This is a genomic window from Bombilactobacillus mellifer (assembly GCF_000970795.1).
Taxonomy (GTDB): Bacteria; Bacillota; Bacilli; order Lactobacillales; family Lactobacillaceae; genus Bombilactobacillus; species Bombilactobacillus mellifer.
This window is the reverse complement of sequence record NZ_KQ034029.1, coordinates 204,460-221,904: the sequence shown is the minus strand read 5'-3', so window position 1 is coordinate 221,904 and position 17,445 is coordinate 204,460. Positions and strand designations below refer to the sequence as shown.

18 protein-coding genes are annotated in these 17,445 nt (G+C 39.6%); 10 read left to right on the top strand and 8 right to left on the bottom strand.

Features of this window, described 5'->3' with window-relative positions; all coding sequences use genetic code 11:
- The first annotated feature begins 136 nt into the window (after window positions 1-136).
- Together JG30_RS07270 and JG30_RS07265 are read left to right on the top strand one after the other, a co-directional pair.
- The gene (locus JG30_RS07270) at window positions 137-895 is read left to right on the top strand and encodes a threonine/serine exporter family protein (protein ID WP_046317986.1); all 759 of its coding nucleotides are present in this window, start codon (window positions 137-139) and stop codon (window positions 893-895) included.
- A gap of 9 nt (window positions 896-904) precedes the next feature.
- The gene (locus JG30_RS07265) at window positions 905-1,351 is read left to right on the top strand and encodes a threonine/serine exporter family protein (RefSeq protein WP_046317685.1); all 447 of its coding nucleotides are present in this window, start codon (window positions 905-907) and stop codon (window positions 1,349-1,351) included.
- Window positions 1,352-1,524: 173 nt separating this feature from the next.
- Here JG30_RS07265 and JG30_RS07260 read toward each other — a convergent pair whose 3' ends face one another.
- Together JG30_RS07260 and JG30_RS07255 are read right to left on the bottom strand one after the other, a co-directional pair.
- Window positions 1,525-2,361 (bottom strand): alpha/beta hydrolase, encoded by an 837-nt coding sequence (locus JG30_RS07260; RefSeq protein ID WP_052725259.1) that lies wholly within the window; start codon window positions 2,359-2,361, stop codon window positions 1,525-1,527.
- The gene (locus tag JG30_RS07255; protein WP_046317680.1) at window positions 2,339-3,475 is read right to left on the bottom strand and encodes a PTS sugar transporter subunit IIC; all 1,137 of its coding nucleotides are present in this window, start codon (window positions 3,473-3,475) and stop codon (window positions 2,339-2,341) included. Before JG30_RS07255 ends, JG30_RS07260 begins: the two co-directional genes overlap by 23 nt.
- 100 nt (window positions 3,476-3,575) lie before the next feature.
- On the opposite strand from JG30_RS07255, the gene JG30_RS07250 reads away from it, so the two are divergent.
- Both JG30_RS07250 and JG30_RS07245 read left to right on the top strand, forming a co-directional pair.
- Complete coding sequence (locus tag JG30_RS07250; protein WP_046317677.1) at window positions 3,576-4,775, top strand: MFS transporter; 1,200 nt, start codon at window positions 3,576-3,578, stop codon at window positions 4,773-4,775.
- Window positions 4,772-5,692: an alpha/beta hydrolase gene (locus JG30_RS07245; protein WP_046317675.1), complete on the top strand. Its 921-nt coding sequence runs from the start codon at window positions 4,772-4,774 to the stop codon at window positions 5,690-5,692. The genes JG30_RS07250 and JG30_RS07245 overlap by 4 nt, the downstream gene beginning before the upstream one ends.
- Window positions 5,693-5,702: 10 nt before the next feature.
- On the opposite strand, the gene JG30_RS07240 is transcribed toward JG30_RS07245, so the two are convergent.
- Both JG30_RS07240 and JG30_RS07235 read right to left on the bottom strand, forming a co-directional pair.
- On the bottom strand, window positions 5,703-6,203 hold the full coding sequence (locus JG30_RS07240; protein ID WP_046317673.1) for a GNAT family N-acetyltransferase: 501 nt from the start codon (window positions 6,201-6,203) through the stop codon (window positions 5,703-5,705).
- Window positions 6,204-6,212: 9 nt separating this feature from the next.
- Window positions 6,213-7,595 carry a sugar porter family MFS transporter gene (locus JG30_RS07235; protein WP_046317671.1) on the bottom strand — a complete coding sequence of 461 codons (1,383 nt, stop codon included), beginning with the start codon at window positions 7,593-7,595 and terminating at the stop codon, window positions 6,213-6,215.
- 292 nt (window positions 7,596-7,887) lie between these two features.
- Between JG30_RS07235 and JG30_RS07230 the strand changes: the two genes are divergently transcribed.
- Both JG30_RS07230 and JG30_RS07225 read left to right on the top strand, forming a co-directional pair.
- Window positions 7,888-9,540 carry a peptide ABC transporter substrate-binding protein gene (locus JG30_RS07230; RefSeq protein ID WP_046317668.1) on the top strand — a complete coding sequence of 551 codons (1,653 nt, stop codon included), beginning with the start codon at window positions 7,888-7,890 and terminating at the stop codon, window positions 9,538-9,540.
- A 131-nt stretch (window positions 9,541-9,671) separates the two neighbouring features.
- Window positions 9,672-11,318, top strand: a complete 1,647-nt coding sequence (locus JG30_RS07225; protein ID WP_046317665.1) for a peptide ABC transporter substrate-binding protein — start codon at window positions 9,672-9,674, stop codon at window positions 11,316-11,318.
- A gap of 92 nt (window positions 11,319-11,410) precedes the next feature.
- Here JG30_RS07225 and JG30_RS07220 read toward each other — a convergent pair whose 3' ends face one another.
- Window positions 11,411-11,734 (bottom strand): DMT family transporter, encoded by a 324-nt coding sequence (locus JG30_RS07220; RefSeq protein ID WP_046317663.1) that lies wholly within the window; start codon window positions 11,732-11,734, stop codon window positions 11,411-11,413.
- Between the two features lie 141 nt (window positions 11,735-11,875).
- On the bottom strand, window positions 11,876-13,165 hold the full coding sequence (locus tag JG30_RS07215; RefSeq protein ID WP_046317983.1) for an amino acid permease: 1,290 nt from the start codon (window positions 13,163-13,165) through the stop codon (window positions 11,876-11,878).
- A 348-nt stretch (window positions 13,166-13,513) separates the two neighbouring features.
- On the opposite strand from JG30_RS07215, the gene JG30_RS07210 reads away from it, so the two are divergent.
- The 3 genes from JG30_RS07210 to JG30_RS07200 are packed head-to-tail and all read left to right on the top strand — an operon-like array spanning window position 13,514 to window position 15,225.
- Entirely contained in the window at window positions 13,514-13,999 is a 486-nt protein-coding gene (locus JG30_RS07210) for a hypothetical protein (RefSeq protein WP_046317661.1), read from the top strand.
- A 9-nt stretch (window positions 14,000-14,008) separates the two neighbouring features.
- On the top strand, window positions 14,009-14,860 hold the full coding sequence (locus tag JG30_RS07205) for a sulfite exporter TauE/SafE family protein (RefSeq protein WP_046317979.1): 852 nt from the start codon (window positions 14,009-14,011) through the stop codon (window positions 14,858-14,860).
- Entirely contained in the window at window positions 14,860-15,225 is a 366-nt protein-coding gene (locus JG30_RS07200) for a DUF1634 domain-containing protein (protein ID WP_046317659.1), read from the top strand. Before JG30_RS07205 ends, JG30_RS07200 begins: the two co-directional genes overlap by 1 nt.
- 61 nt (window positions 15,226-15,286) lie before the next feature.
- Here the strand turns inward: JG30_RS07200 and JG30_RS07195 are convergent, their stop codons facing one another.
- On the bottom strand, window positions 15,287-15,649 hold the full coding sequence (locus JG30_RS07195) for a DUF488 domain-containing protein (protein WP_046317977.1): 363 nt from the start codon (window positions 15,647-15,649) through the stop codon (window positions 15,287-15,289).
- 40 nt (window positions 15,650-15,689) lie between these two features.
- On the opposite strand from JG30_RS07195, the gene JG30_RS07190 reads away from it, so the two are divergent.
- Window positions 15,690-16,319, top strand: coding sequence for a DNA-3-methyladenine glycosylase (locus tag JG30_RS07190; RefSeq protein WP_046317658.1), 630 nt, complete (start codon window positions 15,690-15,692; stop codon window positions 16,317-16,319).
- Window positions 16,320-16,427: 108 nt separating this feature from the next.
- On the opposite strand, the gene nrdF is transcribed toward JG30_RS07190, so the two are convergent.
- On the bottom strand, window positions 16,428-17,405 hold the full coding sequence (gene nrdF / locus JG30_RS07185) for a class 1b ribonucleoside-diphosphate reductase subunit beta (RefSeq protein WP_046317656.1): 978 nt from the start codon (window positions 17,403-17,405) through the stop codon (window positions 16,428-16,430).
- Window positions 17,406-17,445 lie beyond the last annotated feature (40 nt).

Genomic DNA, 17,445 nt, shown 5'->3' with positions numbered 1-17,445 from the left:
ACGTTGCCACGCTGGCATATTTTAAAGCTTGTTGAAAGCCATCAGTTATTACACTGATGGCTTTTTTGTGATTGCGGTTGAAGAAGGGATCATTTATTATAAAATCCGAGCATTGATCGAAGAAGAGGGACAAACAATGGATAAAACGAGGACACAACAAGTTTTAGATACCGGTATTTTGGCGGGGAGAATTTTGATGGAATCGGGCTCGGAAATGTATCGCATTGAAGATACTTTAAAATATATTTTACATACCGGCGGTCTGACTAAACCAGAAATCTTTACCACACCGACGGGTATTTTTTTAAGCGCGCAAAATATTGATATTACGAAAATGGCACAAGTAACTCACAGTAACATTAATTTGGAAAAGGTTAATTTAGTCAACGCTTTGTCGCGTCAATTCTCTGCAGGGGAAATCACCCTGGATCAACTGGAAGCGGGGTTAAAACAAATCGATCATAGTACGCGCGATTTTCCTTTCTGGTGGAAATTACTCTCTTCTTTTTTTATTAGTTGTTTTCTAATGATTATTTTCATTGGTAAATATGATTGGCTTGATTTTGTCCCCGCCGGGATTGTTGGAATGTTGGGATATGGACTGGACTATTATTTAAATGAGATACTAAAAGTCCAATTTATTAGTGAATTCATTGCCGGAGCAGCGATTGCTCTAATGGCAGTTGGATTTCAATATTTAGGCTTGGCCCAGCATATTAATTATTTGATTATTGGCGCCGTAATGCCTTTGGTGCCGGGAGTCGCCTTAACAAATGCGTTACGGGATTTGATTTCGGGACATCTAATTTCGGGATTAACCAGAATGGTGGCGGGAACGCTCACGGCGTTAGCCATTGGAGGCGGCATTGCCTTAATTTTAAGATTTTTAGCTTGAGGTTGAGATATGAATATTTATTTACAAATTATCATTCAATTTTTGTTCAGTGGTTTGGCAACGGTGGGTTACGCTATTTGTATTAATATTCCCCGAGAGGCTTTATTAGCTGGGGGGTTAACTGGGAGTATTGGCTGGATAATTTATTGGTACTGTTATCAGTTTGCTTGCTTAGGCAAAGTCTCTTCGAGTTTGATTAGTGCTTTTAGTGTGGGATTGATTAGTTATGGCTTAGCTTATTACAAAAAAATGCCGACAACATTATTTAATATTCCCGCTTTAGTTCCTTTAGTGCCCGGCGCGACTGCTTATCAGGCAGTACGAGCAATGGTTAGTGGACAATTTGTAAATAGTGTTCGGTTATTTCTCATGGTTTTGATGATGATTGGGGCGATTGCCATGGGCTATATGATGGCCCAAGTAGTAATTGAACTTGCACATCAGCGGACTACGTGATACATTTAATGTATGCGATGAGTCGAGTGATTACTATAAAGTAATCGTTCTAGGGACGTTAACTGCAAAAAGCAGTACTCACCGGATTGTGAGAACGATATTATTTGTAGATGTGAACTGCAAATGATCACTGAATGATTCAGTGCCCCATAAAAAAGCCGCGATCAATTTGATCACGGCTTTTTTATATTGGGATTATTCAGATTACTGTCTAAAATATTACTTTGAATTAAGCGAGCAACTTCTGGATTAGCTAACAGACTGGAATGATTACTTTCATGTCCTGTGACGGTGATTTGGGTATATTTCCGGACTTGCTTTTGAAATATATATTTGGCTGCTTCTACACTTTGATAAGGTACGATGCCGTCATTTTCATAATTAGTTGTGCCCGCAATGGAATAAACGATCATGTTATGGGGTAATTTTTGCCGGTGTTGATACAGCTGTCGAAAGATGGCAGTTTGATTTTTAAAGTTGGATTCTAAGGAGTTGTAAGGAGTCCCGATGGTCATTAAAGCATTAACGGTTAAATTGTTGGAATTAAAATATTTTTCTAAATACCAGGTCCAATTAAGACCGCCATTAGAATGTCCGATAGCATAGAAATTATTGAAATTATATTTATTTGTCAGGTAATTCATGGCAGTTTGCAACCATTGGGTCTGATGAGCAATATTGGTATAACCATCATGATTATTTTGAAAAGCAATCACAATTAGAGGTTGCCGATCCCGTGCCGCAATCACTCCTTGATGGTGGATTTGGTTCTTAGTGTCGACGGTAATCTTGAGAATACTGTGTTTACTTTTCGGATGGTTAAAGGTCTGAAAGAGATCATCGAAACGATCTTGGCTGGCCGAGCTGCCAGGTATAAATATAATAGGTGAAACTCGTGAATTGTGAAAGACGCGTTCACTATGGACCGCGGTACGCATAGTGTGGAGCGCTGGAAAGGTAAGTAACAGTAAAGCTAATCCGAGAAGATTAATCCACATTCTGGTTTTCATGACTGACCTCATATTTAATAAAAGGATAATAAATGATGGTAGAAGCACCAATAGCTAGAACAGTAGCGATCAAACTGCCCCAATTGCCATTAGTACCTAAAAAATTAATTAGAAAACTAGGCGTCCCGGAAAATATTTGATAAACCGCCGGTTGAGCCCAGTGCAGTTGAATAAACAATCCGCCGATAAGCATACTGGCTAAAGGACTGAGAAGATAGGGAATTAAGAGTATTGGATTAGCGTATAAAGGTAAAGCAAACAATAAGGGAGCATTGAAACCAAACGTACTGGGAATGAGGTTTTCTAAAACGAGACGATCTTGATGCAATAAATATAAAGCAATTAATAATCCTAAAGTACAACCAATGCCGCCTAAAAAGGCATAACTACTATAAATGGTATGGGAATTCAGCGGATGGGGCACATGATTGAGAGTTTTTTGCGATAAGGCCGTGGCCAAATTAGCCGTGGCTGCTGGCGAATTAATCGCTTGTTTGGCTGCCATAAAAGGATCAATCATCCCCAGCCAACTAGCGCCATTTCGAATAACGGTTAAAGGTAAAATCACCCACCAGTTAAAATGATGGGAACTGGTAGAAATACCGGGTAATTTCATAAATAAGGTATTGAGATTAATTTGATTGAGTAAACTGCCGCTTACTAAGCTCGTAATAATGGGTAGAACTTTACCTGGTAACTTACTAAACAGTCGGGCGACAATCCAACTAATGAGCACAATGACGAATAAAGGCGGCGCCAAGATACCATTATGTGGGTCTCGACCAGAATTAAAGCAAACTAATGCCAGGATTAAAATTGTACAAAAGCCTAGGAGAAATTGTGAATGTTTGTTAAAATATTCTGTTAGCAAATATCCCATGAAAAATAAAATTAAGATTTCATAAAGCTGGACGGCGTGATTAAAATTTTGAACCCACCAATCATTAGGCCTTCCTAAATGACTGATAGTGTTCAAAAAACCATTGGGTAGTAAAAAATTGCATTGAATTAACCGCAGGTAGGCATCGATTAAAACTAAAGGATAAATTTTTTGTAAAACCAATGTCAAACGCCGGTAAGTTTGCAGAAGATTCAATGAGTAGTTTTTGATCATAAGTGCTATCTCCTTAATGAACAGCTTACTACCAGGACTTACTAGTGGGTAACAAGATGAATTCTTATTTTTGAAAAAATATTTTTAGGAGTGTGAGTAGATGCTAGACGCACAACAGCGATGGCTCTTGTTAATTAATATTGTCTTTAATTTAGTGATGGGTTTTATTTTACCAGTTAATACGATTTTTATTACAAAAAATTTACATGAATCTATGGTGGTAGCAGGTTTCGCTTTGATGTTATACTCCGGATTTATGATGCTCGGCAATTTCTTAGGTGGCCGATTATTCGACCGTTTTTCACAACGAAAAACGTTAGTCGGTGGCTTCACCTTGGCAGCCATCGGTTTTTTGTTAATCGCTAAGTTTCACACTTGGCCAGTGTACGCCGGATTACTATTAATGGTTGGTTTGGGAATGGGAATTGCTTATACGGCGGTTAATTCTTATACTGCCATCGCGGCGCAACAGCATCCCCAACAATACCAACAAATCTTTAATCGCATGTATCTTTCAGCTAATGTGGGGATTGCCTTGGGGTCAATGGGGGTTAGTTCTATTTTTCAGGCCAGCATATTTTGGACTTTTTTCTTGCCAGCGGTGTGTTTTTTCGTTTGTTTGATCATTGTTCTCACCCATGGGGCAGTTTTAGACGGAGCCGCAGTTTCCCATGTTTATCAAGCTAACTCCACGGTGGCTTCTCCAAATAAAAAAAAGCCACTGCAACTGAGTCGGCAGCGTTTGAGAATTAATCTGGTGCTGATTTGTATTACGGTCTTAATAGTTTGGCTGGGTTATTCCCAATGGGATAGCAATTTATCCTTATATATGTTAGATCAGGGATTGACTATGCATGATTATAGCTTATTATTTAGTATTAATGCAGCTTCATTAATTATTGTTCAACCCTTGATGAATCGTTTCATTTGTCGTTGGTTACCATTGTTGAAGTCTCAAATTGCCCTGGGATTGGGGATAATGGGTAGTTCTTTTATCTTATTACCGGGAGCGCGAAATTATGGGCAGTATATTTTAAGTATGCTGATTTTGACCATTGGCGAATCGATTACTTTTCCGACGATTCCGGCTTTATTGAGTAAATTTGCACCACAAGGCCGTCAAGGAACTTATCAAAGTTTTTACGTAGTTTTTGGTTCTCTGGGCCGGGCTTTGGGTCCTTATTTGGGTAGTCTCATTGCTACGGAAATCTCTTTTGCTTGGCTTTTTGGCCTGATTTTTGGCAGTGTTATCTTAGTGGGATTAGGTATGCTGGCAGTTAAAGAAGTGAATTATTCATGAAAAAAAAATATATCTTAGCCGCGGCGATCGGAGCTATTCCTTTGGTTTTAGGCCATTCTTTATTTAATTATGTGCATCAGCGGGGTAGTTCCAGTTTAAAAAGCCATCCCCCGCAATTTGCCGCCAATAATTCAGCGTTAGTGGCAATGCGGAAGTTTCAACGACTGCCGCAAACAACTTGGTCTTTGATGAGTGGTGATGGTTTACGATTAGTGGCTTACTTAACACGCAACCCACAAAATCGGGGGACAGTACTCTTAATTCATGGTTTTGGTGTGGACCACCATGCGATGGATAAGTTTGCTGCGGTTTTCTATCAACTAGGATATAACATTTTACAGCCAGATAATCGGGCTGCCGGGGCTAGTGCTGGTCGTTACAGCAGTTATGGTTATCAAGAAAAAAAAGATGTCTTATTGTGGCTGCAACGGTTGCAAGCCGATCGGCAACTGCAAGTTCCGATCATTTTAATGGGCGCTTCTTTGGGAGCCGCGACTGTTTTGCAAAGTTTAACACTGTCTTTGCCGGTGGCTGTGAAGGGCGTCATTGCTGATTCCAGCTACACTAGTGCCCAAGAGATTATGCAATATAACATTCATCGTCAAACGGGATTACCCAGCAAAGGTTTGACGCACTTGTTATCTTTGTGGTCACGTTTCAAAGTACAAGCCAGTTATCGGCAGATCAGCCCGCTAGCTAGTGTCCGCGGCCAGCATCCACCATTACTTTTGATTTGTGGGCAAGCAGATGTAACTGTACCTGCGTGGATGTCGCAGGCGTTATTTGAGGCAGCTAGTGCTCCCAAAATGTTGGTCCGTTTTACAACCGGTTCACATATCCGGTCTCTGGAAGCGGATCCGACAGCTTATCGAGCCTTGATCAAACAATTTGTAGCACATCTTTCTAGTTTTGAGTGAGTTTTAATGATTAATATTTTTTGCCCCAAATATCCACATCACACCAATGAGAACCCATATCTGCCACTTGTGGTAAGTGGCCCCAGCGTTGAAAGTGGTTTTTTTGAAAGAAATGAGTACTGGGGATATTTTGGCTAAAAACTTCGGCGACTAAATTAGAAATTTGGAGTTGAAGCAATTGCTTTTCCACAAAGTGTAAGGTTTGACTGCCACATCCTTGATGCCGGGATGTCTGATCAAAGTATAAACTAATTTCGGCCGTTGGTTGATAAGCTGCCCGGCCGTAAAAGTCACTTAAACTGACCCAGCCTAGCATTTGCTGGTTTTGTGTCACCGTCCAGAGTGGACGCTGGGGATTTTGATGTTGTTGAAACCAGGGCTCACGTTGTTTGACAGTTACCGGTTGTAAATCAGCGGTGACTGTTTTGGCGGCGATGGTTTGATTATAAATAGCGACAATTTGTGGTAAATCGGTAAATTTAGCTAATTGAAAAGTTAATAATTCAGTCACAGTTTGCTCCTAAATTTGATGATTAAATTGTTGATTAATAGCAGTAATGTACTGACGGTTGACAAAAATTAATGTCAAACAGATACAACCAATATTACTTCCCGCAAAAATTAAAAAGACATTCCCAATGCCTACGGCATGAACCAAGGCTGGAAAAATCAAACTAATAATGAAATTGCTCAACCAAATGACGGTGGTGGACCAGCTCATAAAGTTTGATTTGACTACCGGTGGGAAGATTTCCGATAGTAATAACCAAGTAACGGGGCTTACCAAACCTTGCTGCAAAGCTAAAAAACTTGTTAAAAAGAATAAGACAAGAAGATTTAACCAATTTTGAGACAAAAAATGGGTTTGCATGATTATTGTTAAAATGCTGAGACAGACGACGTTTCCGGTTAAGCCAACTAACAATAAATGTTGATGAGAATGGTTTAAGGTCAATTGAGATCCCACTGTCGTCGCAATAGAAGAAACAATGCCGATTAAAACATTACCATAGAGTGAAGCATTGGCGCCCATGCCGACCTTTTCTAAGAGTGTAGTCCCATAATACATTACCACGTTGACACCGGAAAATTGTTGTATCAAACCGATCGCCGTACCCGCTAGGAGTAAATATAAGAGAGCTTTATGGTGCCAAATGTCTGTTAAAGAAAAGGCCGTTTGGGGCTTTTTTTGTTCTTGAACTTGATCAATTACTTCTTTGATATCTAAACGGGGAAAACCCAGGCGGTGAAAAGTGGCACGTGCTTTTTCCCTTGTACTATGAATCACTTGCCAAGTTGGGCTTTGCGGTAAATTAATGGATAAAATCCATAAAACCACAGCGGGAATACCTGCCAGTAAAATCATCAGTCGCCAGACGGCATGCCACTTTGGAAATAGCGATCCCAAAAGTGCATTCATAATAAAAGCAGATAACTGTCCCACCACAACGGCGACAGCATTCTTGTTGACATTTCTAGATTTATAACGATCCGGCGAAATTTCATTTAAATACATAGGTGCCAAAGTGGAAGCACAGCCGACAGATAATCCTAAAATAAACCGAAAAATACTTAACATGAGAATATTAAGAGCTAAAAAACAACCAAGCGTAGCAAGCGTAAACACAGTAGCTACGGCATGCAATAACCAGCGCCGCCCAAATTTGTCAGCGAGTTGGCCGCAAAATAGTGCTCCAAACGTGCACCCCAAGACCAAGGCCCCGGATACCCAACCTTGATTATTCGCGGATAAATTGAGTTGATCTGGTTGGCTCATAAACGACAGCGCGCCATTAACCACTCCGGTATCATATCCAAAAAGAAAACCACCTAACGCAATAACATATGAAGCATAAGCTAACAGTGAATTATTATTGGGATGGGGTAATTTTTTGGAAGTCATTTTATTTAACTCCTTTCTTAATTTTTTAAAAATTAAATACCAAAAAATATCTTAACACACTTTGCAAGAGGACTTTAAGAAAATTTAATATGTAAGCTCCAAGCCAGACCAATTACAAAATCTGATCAGCAAACACGGATCTAATAAACTATCTTGGAATAGGACCAGTTGTGCAGAAGTGAAGCTCGAACTAAAGCTAGATTAAAATTCTTTAATGGAATTATTTACTTTGTTGCAAATATCGCGTAACATTGTATTTAATTATTTTTAATATAATGGAAGAGAGGATTTTATGAAACTTAAAGCAACATTATCTAGTGTCGTTGTGCTGACGATCGCCGCCGCCAGTTTGGCGGGATGCAGTTCCAACCAGGCAGAATCCAAGAAGTCGGTGAATGATCCGGTTATTTTTACTAGCAAAGATAATATTCCCACTCAAGATTCGGCTGTAGCTACGGATATTATTTCTGGACAATCCTTAGTCAATACGATGGATGGCTTATATCGTTATGATGGTAAAGTTTTGAAACCGGCTATGGCCACCAGCATAGTTCAGCCGACTAATAATGGTTTAACTTATACTTTTAAATTACGTCCCCATGTTCAATGGAGTAACGGGGATCCGGTCACGGCTCAAGATTTTGTTTTTGCATGGCGTCGGGCCGTGGATCCCAAGACTAAATCCCAATATGCTTTTATTTTTGAAGGAATTAACAATGCAAAAGCTATTTCAGAAGGGAAAAAACCTACCGATACCTTGGGAGTTAAGGCTCTGAATGCGCAGACCTTAGAAGTTAATTTAGAGAAACCTATTCCTTACTTTAATAAGCTTATGGCTTTTCAAACTTTTTATCCTCAAAATCCCAAGGTCGTGAATAAATGGGGTAAAAAATATGGTACGAGTGCGAAGACTTTAGTTTTTAATGGCCCATACAAATTACAAAACTGGAATCCTTCCGCGAATTCTTGGACACAAGTGAAAAATGATAAATATTGGAATGCTAAACAAGTCCAAGTGAAAAAATTAAAATACCAAGTTGTTAAAGATGCCTCAACGGCTTTGAATTTGTACCAATCCGGCAAAGTGGACCGGGCCGAATTAACGGGAGATACCTCCAAACAAATGAAGGGATCCAAAGGCTACAGCGTTTTGAAACAAAATTCGACAATTTACTTAGAATTGAATCAAAAGAAAGTAGAACTTTTAAAAAATCAAAAGATTCGCCAAGCTTTATCTTTAGCGATTAATCGTTCACAGCTGACTAAAAAAGTGGTCGGTAATGGAACTAGTGCTGCCAGTTCGGTCACTGCAGCTAATATGGCCTTTGATCCCCAAAAACCCAAGCAGGATTTTGTAGCTGAAACAAGTCACAGCGGCTTGGCTAATACAAAATATGATGTCGCGCAAGCTAAAAAACTGTGGCAAGCGGGCTTAGCCGAAACCGGCAATACCCATAAGAAATTTACTTTGACCTTATTAAATGATGATACAGATATTGCTAAACAGCAGAGTGAATTTCTCCAAAATCAATTACAAAAACTCCCCAACTTAAAAATCAGCTTAAATAATGTACCCTATAAAAATCGTTTAAGTCGTTCGGTCAGTGGCGATTTTGATTTAGTGGTTACGACTTGGAATGCCGATTTTCCAGATCCAATTAACTTTTTAACCCTCTTTACATCCGATGCCAGCTACAACAGTGGTAAATGGGCCAATACGCAATATGATGACTTTGTGAATAAAAGCTTAAATGCCGATGCTACTAATGAAGTGGCACGCTGGCAAGATATGAAAGCGGCACAAAATATCATTAATGAACAGCAAGGAGTGGTGCCACTCTATCAAAACGGTCAAGCTTTCATGACACATAAGCGGATTACGAAGTTAGATTATGGCCCGGGAAATATGTATAACATGGTCAATTTACGGATCAAAACCAAATAATTAGCAAATAAACTGAGCTTCTGTTATTGAAAATAAAAAATCTTCGTTTTTAAAATTATTAGTTTACAATTGTGACATCTTCTTGTAGAATATTAACAAATATTAATATTATTAAAACAAGGGGTGAAATCATGAAGTTAAAAAAGTTTTTGATCGGAAGCTCGGCTGCCTTCTTGGTTGCTGTCGCGCTTACTGGTTGTAGTTCCGGTGGCGGAGATAAAACCAAATCAGCTGATGAACCAGTAAGTTTTACCCAAAAAGATGGGATAGCGACCCAGGATCCGTCTTTAGTTACTGATCTCATTTCCGCGCAATCGTTAGCGAATACGATGGAAGGTTTGTATCGTTATAGTGGTCAGGATTTGAAACCGGCGCTTTCTACCAAAATTGTGAAACCGACTAATAATGGTTTAACTTATACGTTCCCCCTACGAAAAAATGCTCAGTGGAGCAACGGGGATCCGATTACCGCGCAAGACTTTGTGTTTGCTTGGCGCCGCAGTGTTGATCCCAAGACCAAGTCCCAATATGCTTATATTTATGAAGGGGTGGCCAATGCAAAAGATATTTCTGCAGGTAAAAAACCTGTTAATAGTTTAGGTGTTAAGGCCTTAGATCAGCATACTTTGCAAGTAACCTTAGAAAAACCAATACCTTATTTTGACAAATTGATGGCTTTTCAAACCTTTTATCCCCAAAATCCTAAAGTAGTCAATAAATGGGGTAAAAAATACGGTACTGATTCCAAAACTTTAGTTTTTAGTGGACCTTATAAATTACAGAATTGGTCATCTTCGGATAACAGCTGGCTGCAAGTCAAAAATGACAAATATTGGAATGCTAAAAATGTGAAGGTTAAAAAATTAAAATATCAGGTAGTTAAAGATGCTTCTACGGCTTTAAATCTTTATCAATCAGGTAAAATGGATCGGGCCGAGTTGACGGGGGATACTTCCAAGCAAATGAAAGGTTCCAAGGGTTATGGCGTTCTGAAAGTTAATTCGACTTTTTACTTGGAAATGAATCAAAAGAAATTATCAATGTTTAAAAATGCTAAATTACGTCAAGCCTTTGCCTTATCCATTAATCGGCAGCAATTAACCAAGAAAGTTTTAGGTAATGGCACATCTGCCGAGACTTCAGTTACACCAAGGAATATGTCCTTTGATCCGCAAAACAAAAGCAAGGATTTCGTGGCCGAAACCAGTGCCAGTGGGGAAAAGTATACTAAATACGATTTGCCAGAGGCAAAGAGATTATGGCGTGAGGGACTCCAAGAAACGGGTAATACAGGTAAAAAGATCAATTTAACGATGCTGGGAGACGATACAGATATATCTAAACAGCAGGCCGAGTTTTTACAAAGTCAATTAGAAAAGCTTCCCGGAGTGAAAATTACGCTGAACAATGTGCCATTTAAGACTCGGATTAGTCGTTCAGAAAAAGGTGATTTTGATTTAGTGGTAAGTGCTTGGAATGCTGACTTCCCAGATCCAATTAACTTCTTAAGTTTATTTACCAGTGATAATAGTTATAATCGGGGTAAATGGAGCGATGCGAAGTATGATGAATTAGTGAATAAGAGTTTAAGTGACGATGCGAATGATCCTGCCGCGCGGTGGCAAGATATGAAAGCAGCACAAGATATTTTGAATGAACAACAGGGTGTTATTCCGTTGTATCAAAATGGCCAAGCTTTTATGACGCATAAGCGGATTACTAAACTTGATTACGGTCCTAGCAATATGTATAATATGGCCAACTTGAGAGTTAAATAATGATGTAGTTTGATAAAAACCTCGATATGTATATGCATATCGAGGTTTTTTTAGGTGTTAATTGCGTCCATATCCATAAGGAGTGCTAGATTTTAATTATGAAAATACTCTACCAGCAGCGTGCCAATAATAATAAAACCCAGACCAATGAGGGTGGGTACATTGAGTTGCTCGTGCCAAATTAAAACCGAAGTACAAGTAATAACGATAATCCCCAAAGCTCCCCACAGAGCATAGGCCACATTAAGTGGAATATAATTGAGGGCTAAAGATAAAAAATAAAAGCAGATCCCATAAGCTAATATGCAAAACAAAGAATTTTTCACAATAGTAAAATTTTTAGTAGTTTGTAATAAATTCGTTCCGACAATCTCACCCAAGATCGCAATTGCTAAATAAAGGTAGCCTTTGAACATTAATTTCCTCCTTGCCGCTATTAGCAGTTAATATTAGTTTGTTGGTATGAATGACAGTATCTTATATTTATTGATACAGATAAAAGGGCCTCTGATAAGTTTAGTTATCAGAAGCCCGCTTGCGATAATAATTCATGGTAACTATAATTTGCGAGGTACTACGCGGTAACTGATGAGATAAATAATTAAAAACCAACCTAAAGTAATTAAGGTGGTGACCGTGGTAGTTGGCATCACTAACAAAATGAGGAGAATAAGCAACATAAAGATAATCGTTAAATAATCCGTATACGGAGCACCTGGCAATGGAAAGCGCTGGGCACCTTGCAAAAAATCTGTAGAGCGGCGATAAAAAATGTGAGCCAGCATCAAAAAGATATAAATGATTAGAAAAGCCGCTGAAGCTACAGAGGTAATCATTTTAAAAGCATTCTCCGGAAACAAGAAATTAACCAAAACCACAAAGACTACTAAAATGGTGGATAAAGTAATGGCCCGCATGGGAATTTGATGCTGATTTAAATGAGCAAAATAACTTCGACTCGGTGCTAAGGAAAATAACATGCGCCCGGTAGTAAATAAGGAACTATTTAAAGAGGAAGCCGCGGCGGTGAGAACGACAAAATTAATAATGCCCGCAGCCGCTTTAATACCAATACCTGCGAATACTTGCACAAAAGGAGACTTACCAGCGCTATAATCCATCCAGGGTTGAATAATCATAATGGCTGCTAGGGCTCCAATATAGAAAATTAAGATCCGAGTAATTACAGAATTAATCGAATGGGGAATGTTTTTTAAAGGATCTTTGGTTTCTGCTGCGGAGACACCGACAAATTCTACACCCAGAAAGGAAAAAAAGGCCATTTGAAAGGATGCAATTATTTCTTGGTGCTTGCCGGAAGAAAAACCGAACCGCCATAAATTCGCAATTTGGACAGTTCCGCGGCTAGTCTTAGTTTGCAAGCAGACCATGACGATCGCAGTGACAATAATCGCAATAATGGCAATAATTTTAATTAAAGCAAACCAGAATTCCGTTTCGCCAAAGGCAGAAACAGCGACAATATTAATCAAATATAACATGCCTAAAAAAATAATTTCCCAGATCCAAATGGGGATGTTAGGAAACCAGAATTGCATGTAAGTTCCTACGGCAATCAGCTCGGACATGGCGATGATAAGCCATCCCAGCCAGTAGGTCCAGCCCATAATAAAACCAGTACGACGTCCTAGATATTTTTTAATAAAATCTACAAAAATAATGGAGTTTGTGTCGGAAAGGAGTAACTCACCTAAAGCGCGCATCATTAAAAAAATAAAAGCTCCAGTGATTAAGTAAATTACTAGAATAAACGGGCCTGCTTGATGAATAGATTCTCCGGAACCCAAAAACAAGCCGGTCCCAATGGTTCCGCCAATGGCAATCATACTGACATGACGGGCAGACAAACTTCGTGAAAGATTTTGTTTTTCGTTAGCCACTCTCAAAACATCTCTTCTGCTTTAGATTTACTCAGCGTTTTGCGCGGGTATGTTGTAACTCAGTTCTTAGTAGATAATTAATACCAAAACGGGTGCAAAGATACATTGAAACTACATCATAGCACAAACTAGATGTAAAATTAAGAAGTGGATTCAGCGACAAATTCAATTGAGCGTCTCAAGGTAATGGATGTAAAGACCGCACGAGGGTATTGGCAAAGAGAGTCTCATTTGAAACCGCACTAGGCCCATAGTATGATGATGTAAAAATAAAGAAGGAGTTTTTCAGGAGTTATGCAAATTACTACTCAACAATTCCAAGAGCTAGTGGCACAGCAAAATTATCAACAAGAAACGAATACTTTAAAATTAACTCGCCGTTTAGCCAAATCCAAACTGACAGCTATAACCCAACAACTATGTCAACAATTTCAAGCAGCCGTAGATGCCGGTTATTTAGTCGACGCCCAAGTAGAAATTAGCGGATTGCCTTGCCCCGTGACAGCTAGTCTACAAACGGGAATCATTAATCTACCGTTGCAGGATTCTGCCAAATTAAGTCATTTTTTTGCTGCGGAAGAAAAGCGAACCGTAACAGCCAATTTAGTTGTCGTTAGTGAAGCCATTAACGCTTCAGGCTTACGGATCGATCAAGTAATCGCAGATGCTAGTCAAATCATGACGGCGCAAGCGACAGTGCAAGATCTGCTGACCACTAATTTACAACAGATCATTGATCATTGTGATCATCCCGCTAAGTCTGCCACCAATGAGGCCTAAATTATGACAGTGACAACAAACTTATTATTGATGCTGATAATTGGACTTTTTGCGGGAACTATGGGCGCCATTTTAGGAATTGGTGGGGGTATGTTAGTGACGCCGATTTTGACGATTGCTTTAGGATTGGATATTAAATATGCCATTGGAGCCGGAATTATTGTCGTCATTGCTACCAGTTCGGGCGCGACCATTGCCTTTTTAAAAGATGAGATGCTGAATTTACGCGTCGCGATGTTTTTAGAAATTGCAACCACTTTGGGGGCTGTAGCAGGGGCAGCTTTAAATGGGGTAATCCCCAAAAGTATCTTATATATTCTGTTTAGTTTACTAGTGCTCAATTCTAGTTGGAAAATGATTAAAAAGTTGCGTCCAACCGCTGGTCAACAAGCACTGCCAGATGTCCAATCCGATTATTTGGCTACTAAATTGCGCTTAAATGGCAATTATTATGATAAAGCTCTTCACCGTGACATTTCTTATCAAGTACGCAATGTACCAGGCGGATTTTTAATGATGTTGGTGGCAGGTTTAGCCAGTGGCCTTTTAGGAATTGGTAGCGGCGCCTTTAAAGTGATTGCCATGGATAACATTATGCAAATGCCCTTAAAGCCTTCTAGTGCTACCAGTAATTTAATGATGGGCGTCACAGCTGCGGCCAGTGCTACAGTCTATTTTTTTAATGGCACGATTTTACCACAGATTGCAGTACCGCTGGCAGTAGGCGTGGTATTTGGAGCCACTTTGGGCAGCCGCATCATGCAGCATTTACAGCCGAAAGTGATCCGGTTAATTTTCATTCCCATTTTATTGTATCTAGGGGTGCAAATGTTCTTGAAAGGATTTGGGGTGAATATTTAATGAAATCCAAAGAAATGAAGACAATTGAACTGGTAATTGGGAAAATTTTACGAATTGGTGTCGTCATCTCTGTGACGGTGATGCTCTTAGGGTTAATACTTTTTTTATGGCAACAAAGTGGCGGTTATCCACATAATCGCTTTCCCAGTTCGCCTGCGGCGATTTATCAAGGCTTATTAACTCTTAAACCTTATGCAGTCATGATGTTAGGAATATTTTTATTAATTTTAACCCCAGTCTTACGGGTTGTGGTTTCTATTTATGCATTTTGGAAAGAACACGACCAATTATATGTATACATTACGACCACGGTACTTATTATTTTAGTGGTGGCTATGGTCGGTGGATACTGGATTCGTCACTAATTGTTAAGTGGGCTCGTGATCGTATCGCGCTAGGATTAGGATAAAAATCTGGCCAGTTAGTTTAGATTAACGCCGCCTGCAAAAAATGTTGTAAAACTAGCGCCTGATTATGCTGAGTATCCTTGGCAGCATATAATAAAAGCACATCTTGCTGCGCTAATTGTTGTTGCACTAAATCCACAAAAGCCTTTTGGGCCGGGTTTTGCTGCAGCTCAGATTGATAGCGGATTTGAAAGGTTTCAAATTTTTCGGGATCATGATTAAACCAGCGTCTTAAGGCCGGTGAAGGCGCCAGATCTTTGGCCCAGTAGTCCAAATGAGCTTGAATTTTAGAAATCCCCCGCGGCCATAAGCGATCCACTAAAATCCGATAGCCCTGCGGCTGAGAATGTTGATAGATGCGGATTGTTTGAATTTTCAACAGTACCACCTCGTCAGTATTATAACATCTGAAAGGAATTGCTATGCTGGATAATCATTTTTTTGAACAAGGAAGTACAAAAGCAATTACGCGCAATTTATTAGGCCATGAGCTAGTTTATCAATCCCCTGCCGGAACAGTCGCAGGCTTAATTGTGGAAGCTGAAGCCTACTTAGGAGTTTTGGATTCAACGGCCCATGCATATCGGGGGCGCCGTTCGCCAGCGAATGAAGCTTTATATGGGCCACCGGGTACAATTTATATTTATTCGTTACGTGGTCACTATATGTTAGATATCGCGACTCAAGCAGCCGATGAACCGCAGGGAATTTTAATTCGGGGGTTAGAACCGACCCAAGGCTTAGAGTTAATGCAAGCTCGTCGTCGCAAAACGGGCTTTGAGTTAACCAATGGTCCCGCCAAATTGACGCAGGCTTTAGGGATTACTTCCTTGGCGATGAATTTGAAATTGTTAGGCGAAGTGCCATTAACTATTTCCCAGCAGCGCTTGCAACAACCGCAACAAATTGCTCAAAGTCCCCGCATTAATGTGAGTGCGCGCGGTAATTGGACGCAAAAACCTTTACGCTTTTTTGTTGCACATAATCCCTATGTTTCGCAAATGCGAAAAACGCAAATAGATCAGCAACACTATGGCTGGCAATCGAGTTAAAAATTGTAGTCTCTTGCTGGGGCAGGGTACAAAAAAACTAACCCGCCGGGCTTTTGTGTCCTGAGCTAGTTAGTTTTTGAAAAAGATGCTAGATTAAAACAATTGTCTTTAGTCTGACTGTGGGCGGCCAATATCATAGTCAGTATCTTTCATTGCGGCGACTTTCCCCAATAAATAACCATTACCAACTTGCGAGAAAAAGTCATGGTTACTAGTACCGGTAGAAATCCCATTCATAACAATAGGATTGACTTCCTCAGCCACGCCATCAGGGAACAGCGGATTTTGTCCGAGGTTCATTAAAGCCTTGTTGGCATTATAGCGTAAAAATTTGTTTACCTCATCAGTCCAACCAATTTCATCATAGAGCAACTTGGTATATTGTTCCTCATTATCGTATAAGCTATATAACAAGTCATACATCCAGTCCCGTAATTTGTCTTGTTCCGGTTTGGATAATTCATTAAAGCCTAATTGGAACTTATAACCAATGTAAGTTCCGTGGACTGATTCGTCACGAATAATTAATTTAATAATTTCCGCCACGTTAATTAATTTATTATTGCCTAAATAATATAATGGCGTGTAAAAACCAGAATAAAATAAGAAAGTCTCTAAAAATACAGAAGCAACTTTTTTCTCCAATGGTTGGCCGGTTTGATAAATATTATTAATCACTTCGGCTTTATGTTGGAGATATTGGTTATGATTGGTCCAATCAAAAATTTCGGTGATTTCTTCCGCAGTATTCAATGTACTAAAGATAGAGGAATAACTTTTGGCATGTACAGATTCCATAAATTGAATGTTGTTAAAAACGGCCAATTCTTTTGGAGTGCGGACATCGTTGCGCAATTGATCCATGCCATCTTGTGATTGCAGAGTATCTAATAAAGTTAAGCCCCCAAACACATGTCCCACGAGATCATGTTCGACGGGACTGAGTTGCCGCCAATCATCACGATCATTGGAGAGCGGGATACGTGTATCTAACCAAAATTGTTCGGTTAATTTCTCCCAGGTGGCTTTATCGACCTGATCCTCAATTTGATTCCAATTTATTGCTTCGTAATAAGTTTCTACCATGAATTAAACTCCTCTTTGACAGCTTATCGAAGGCTTAGAG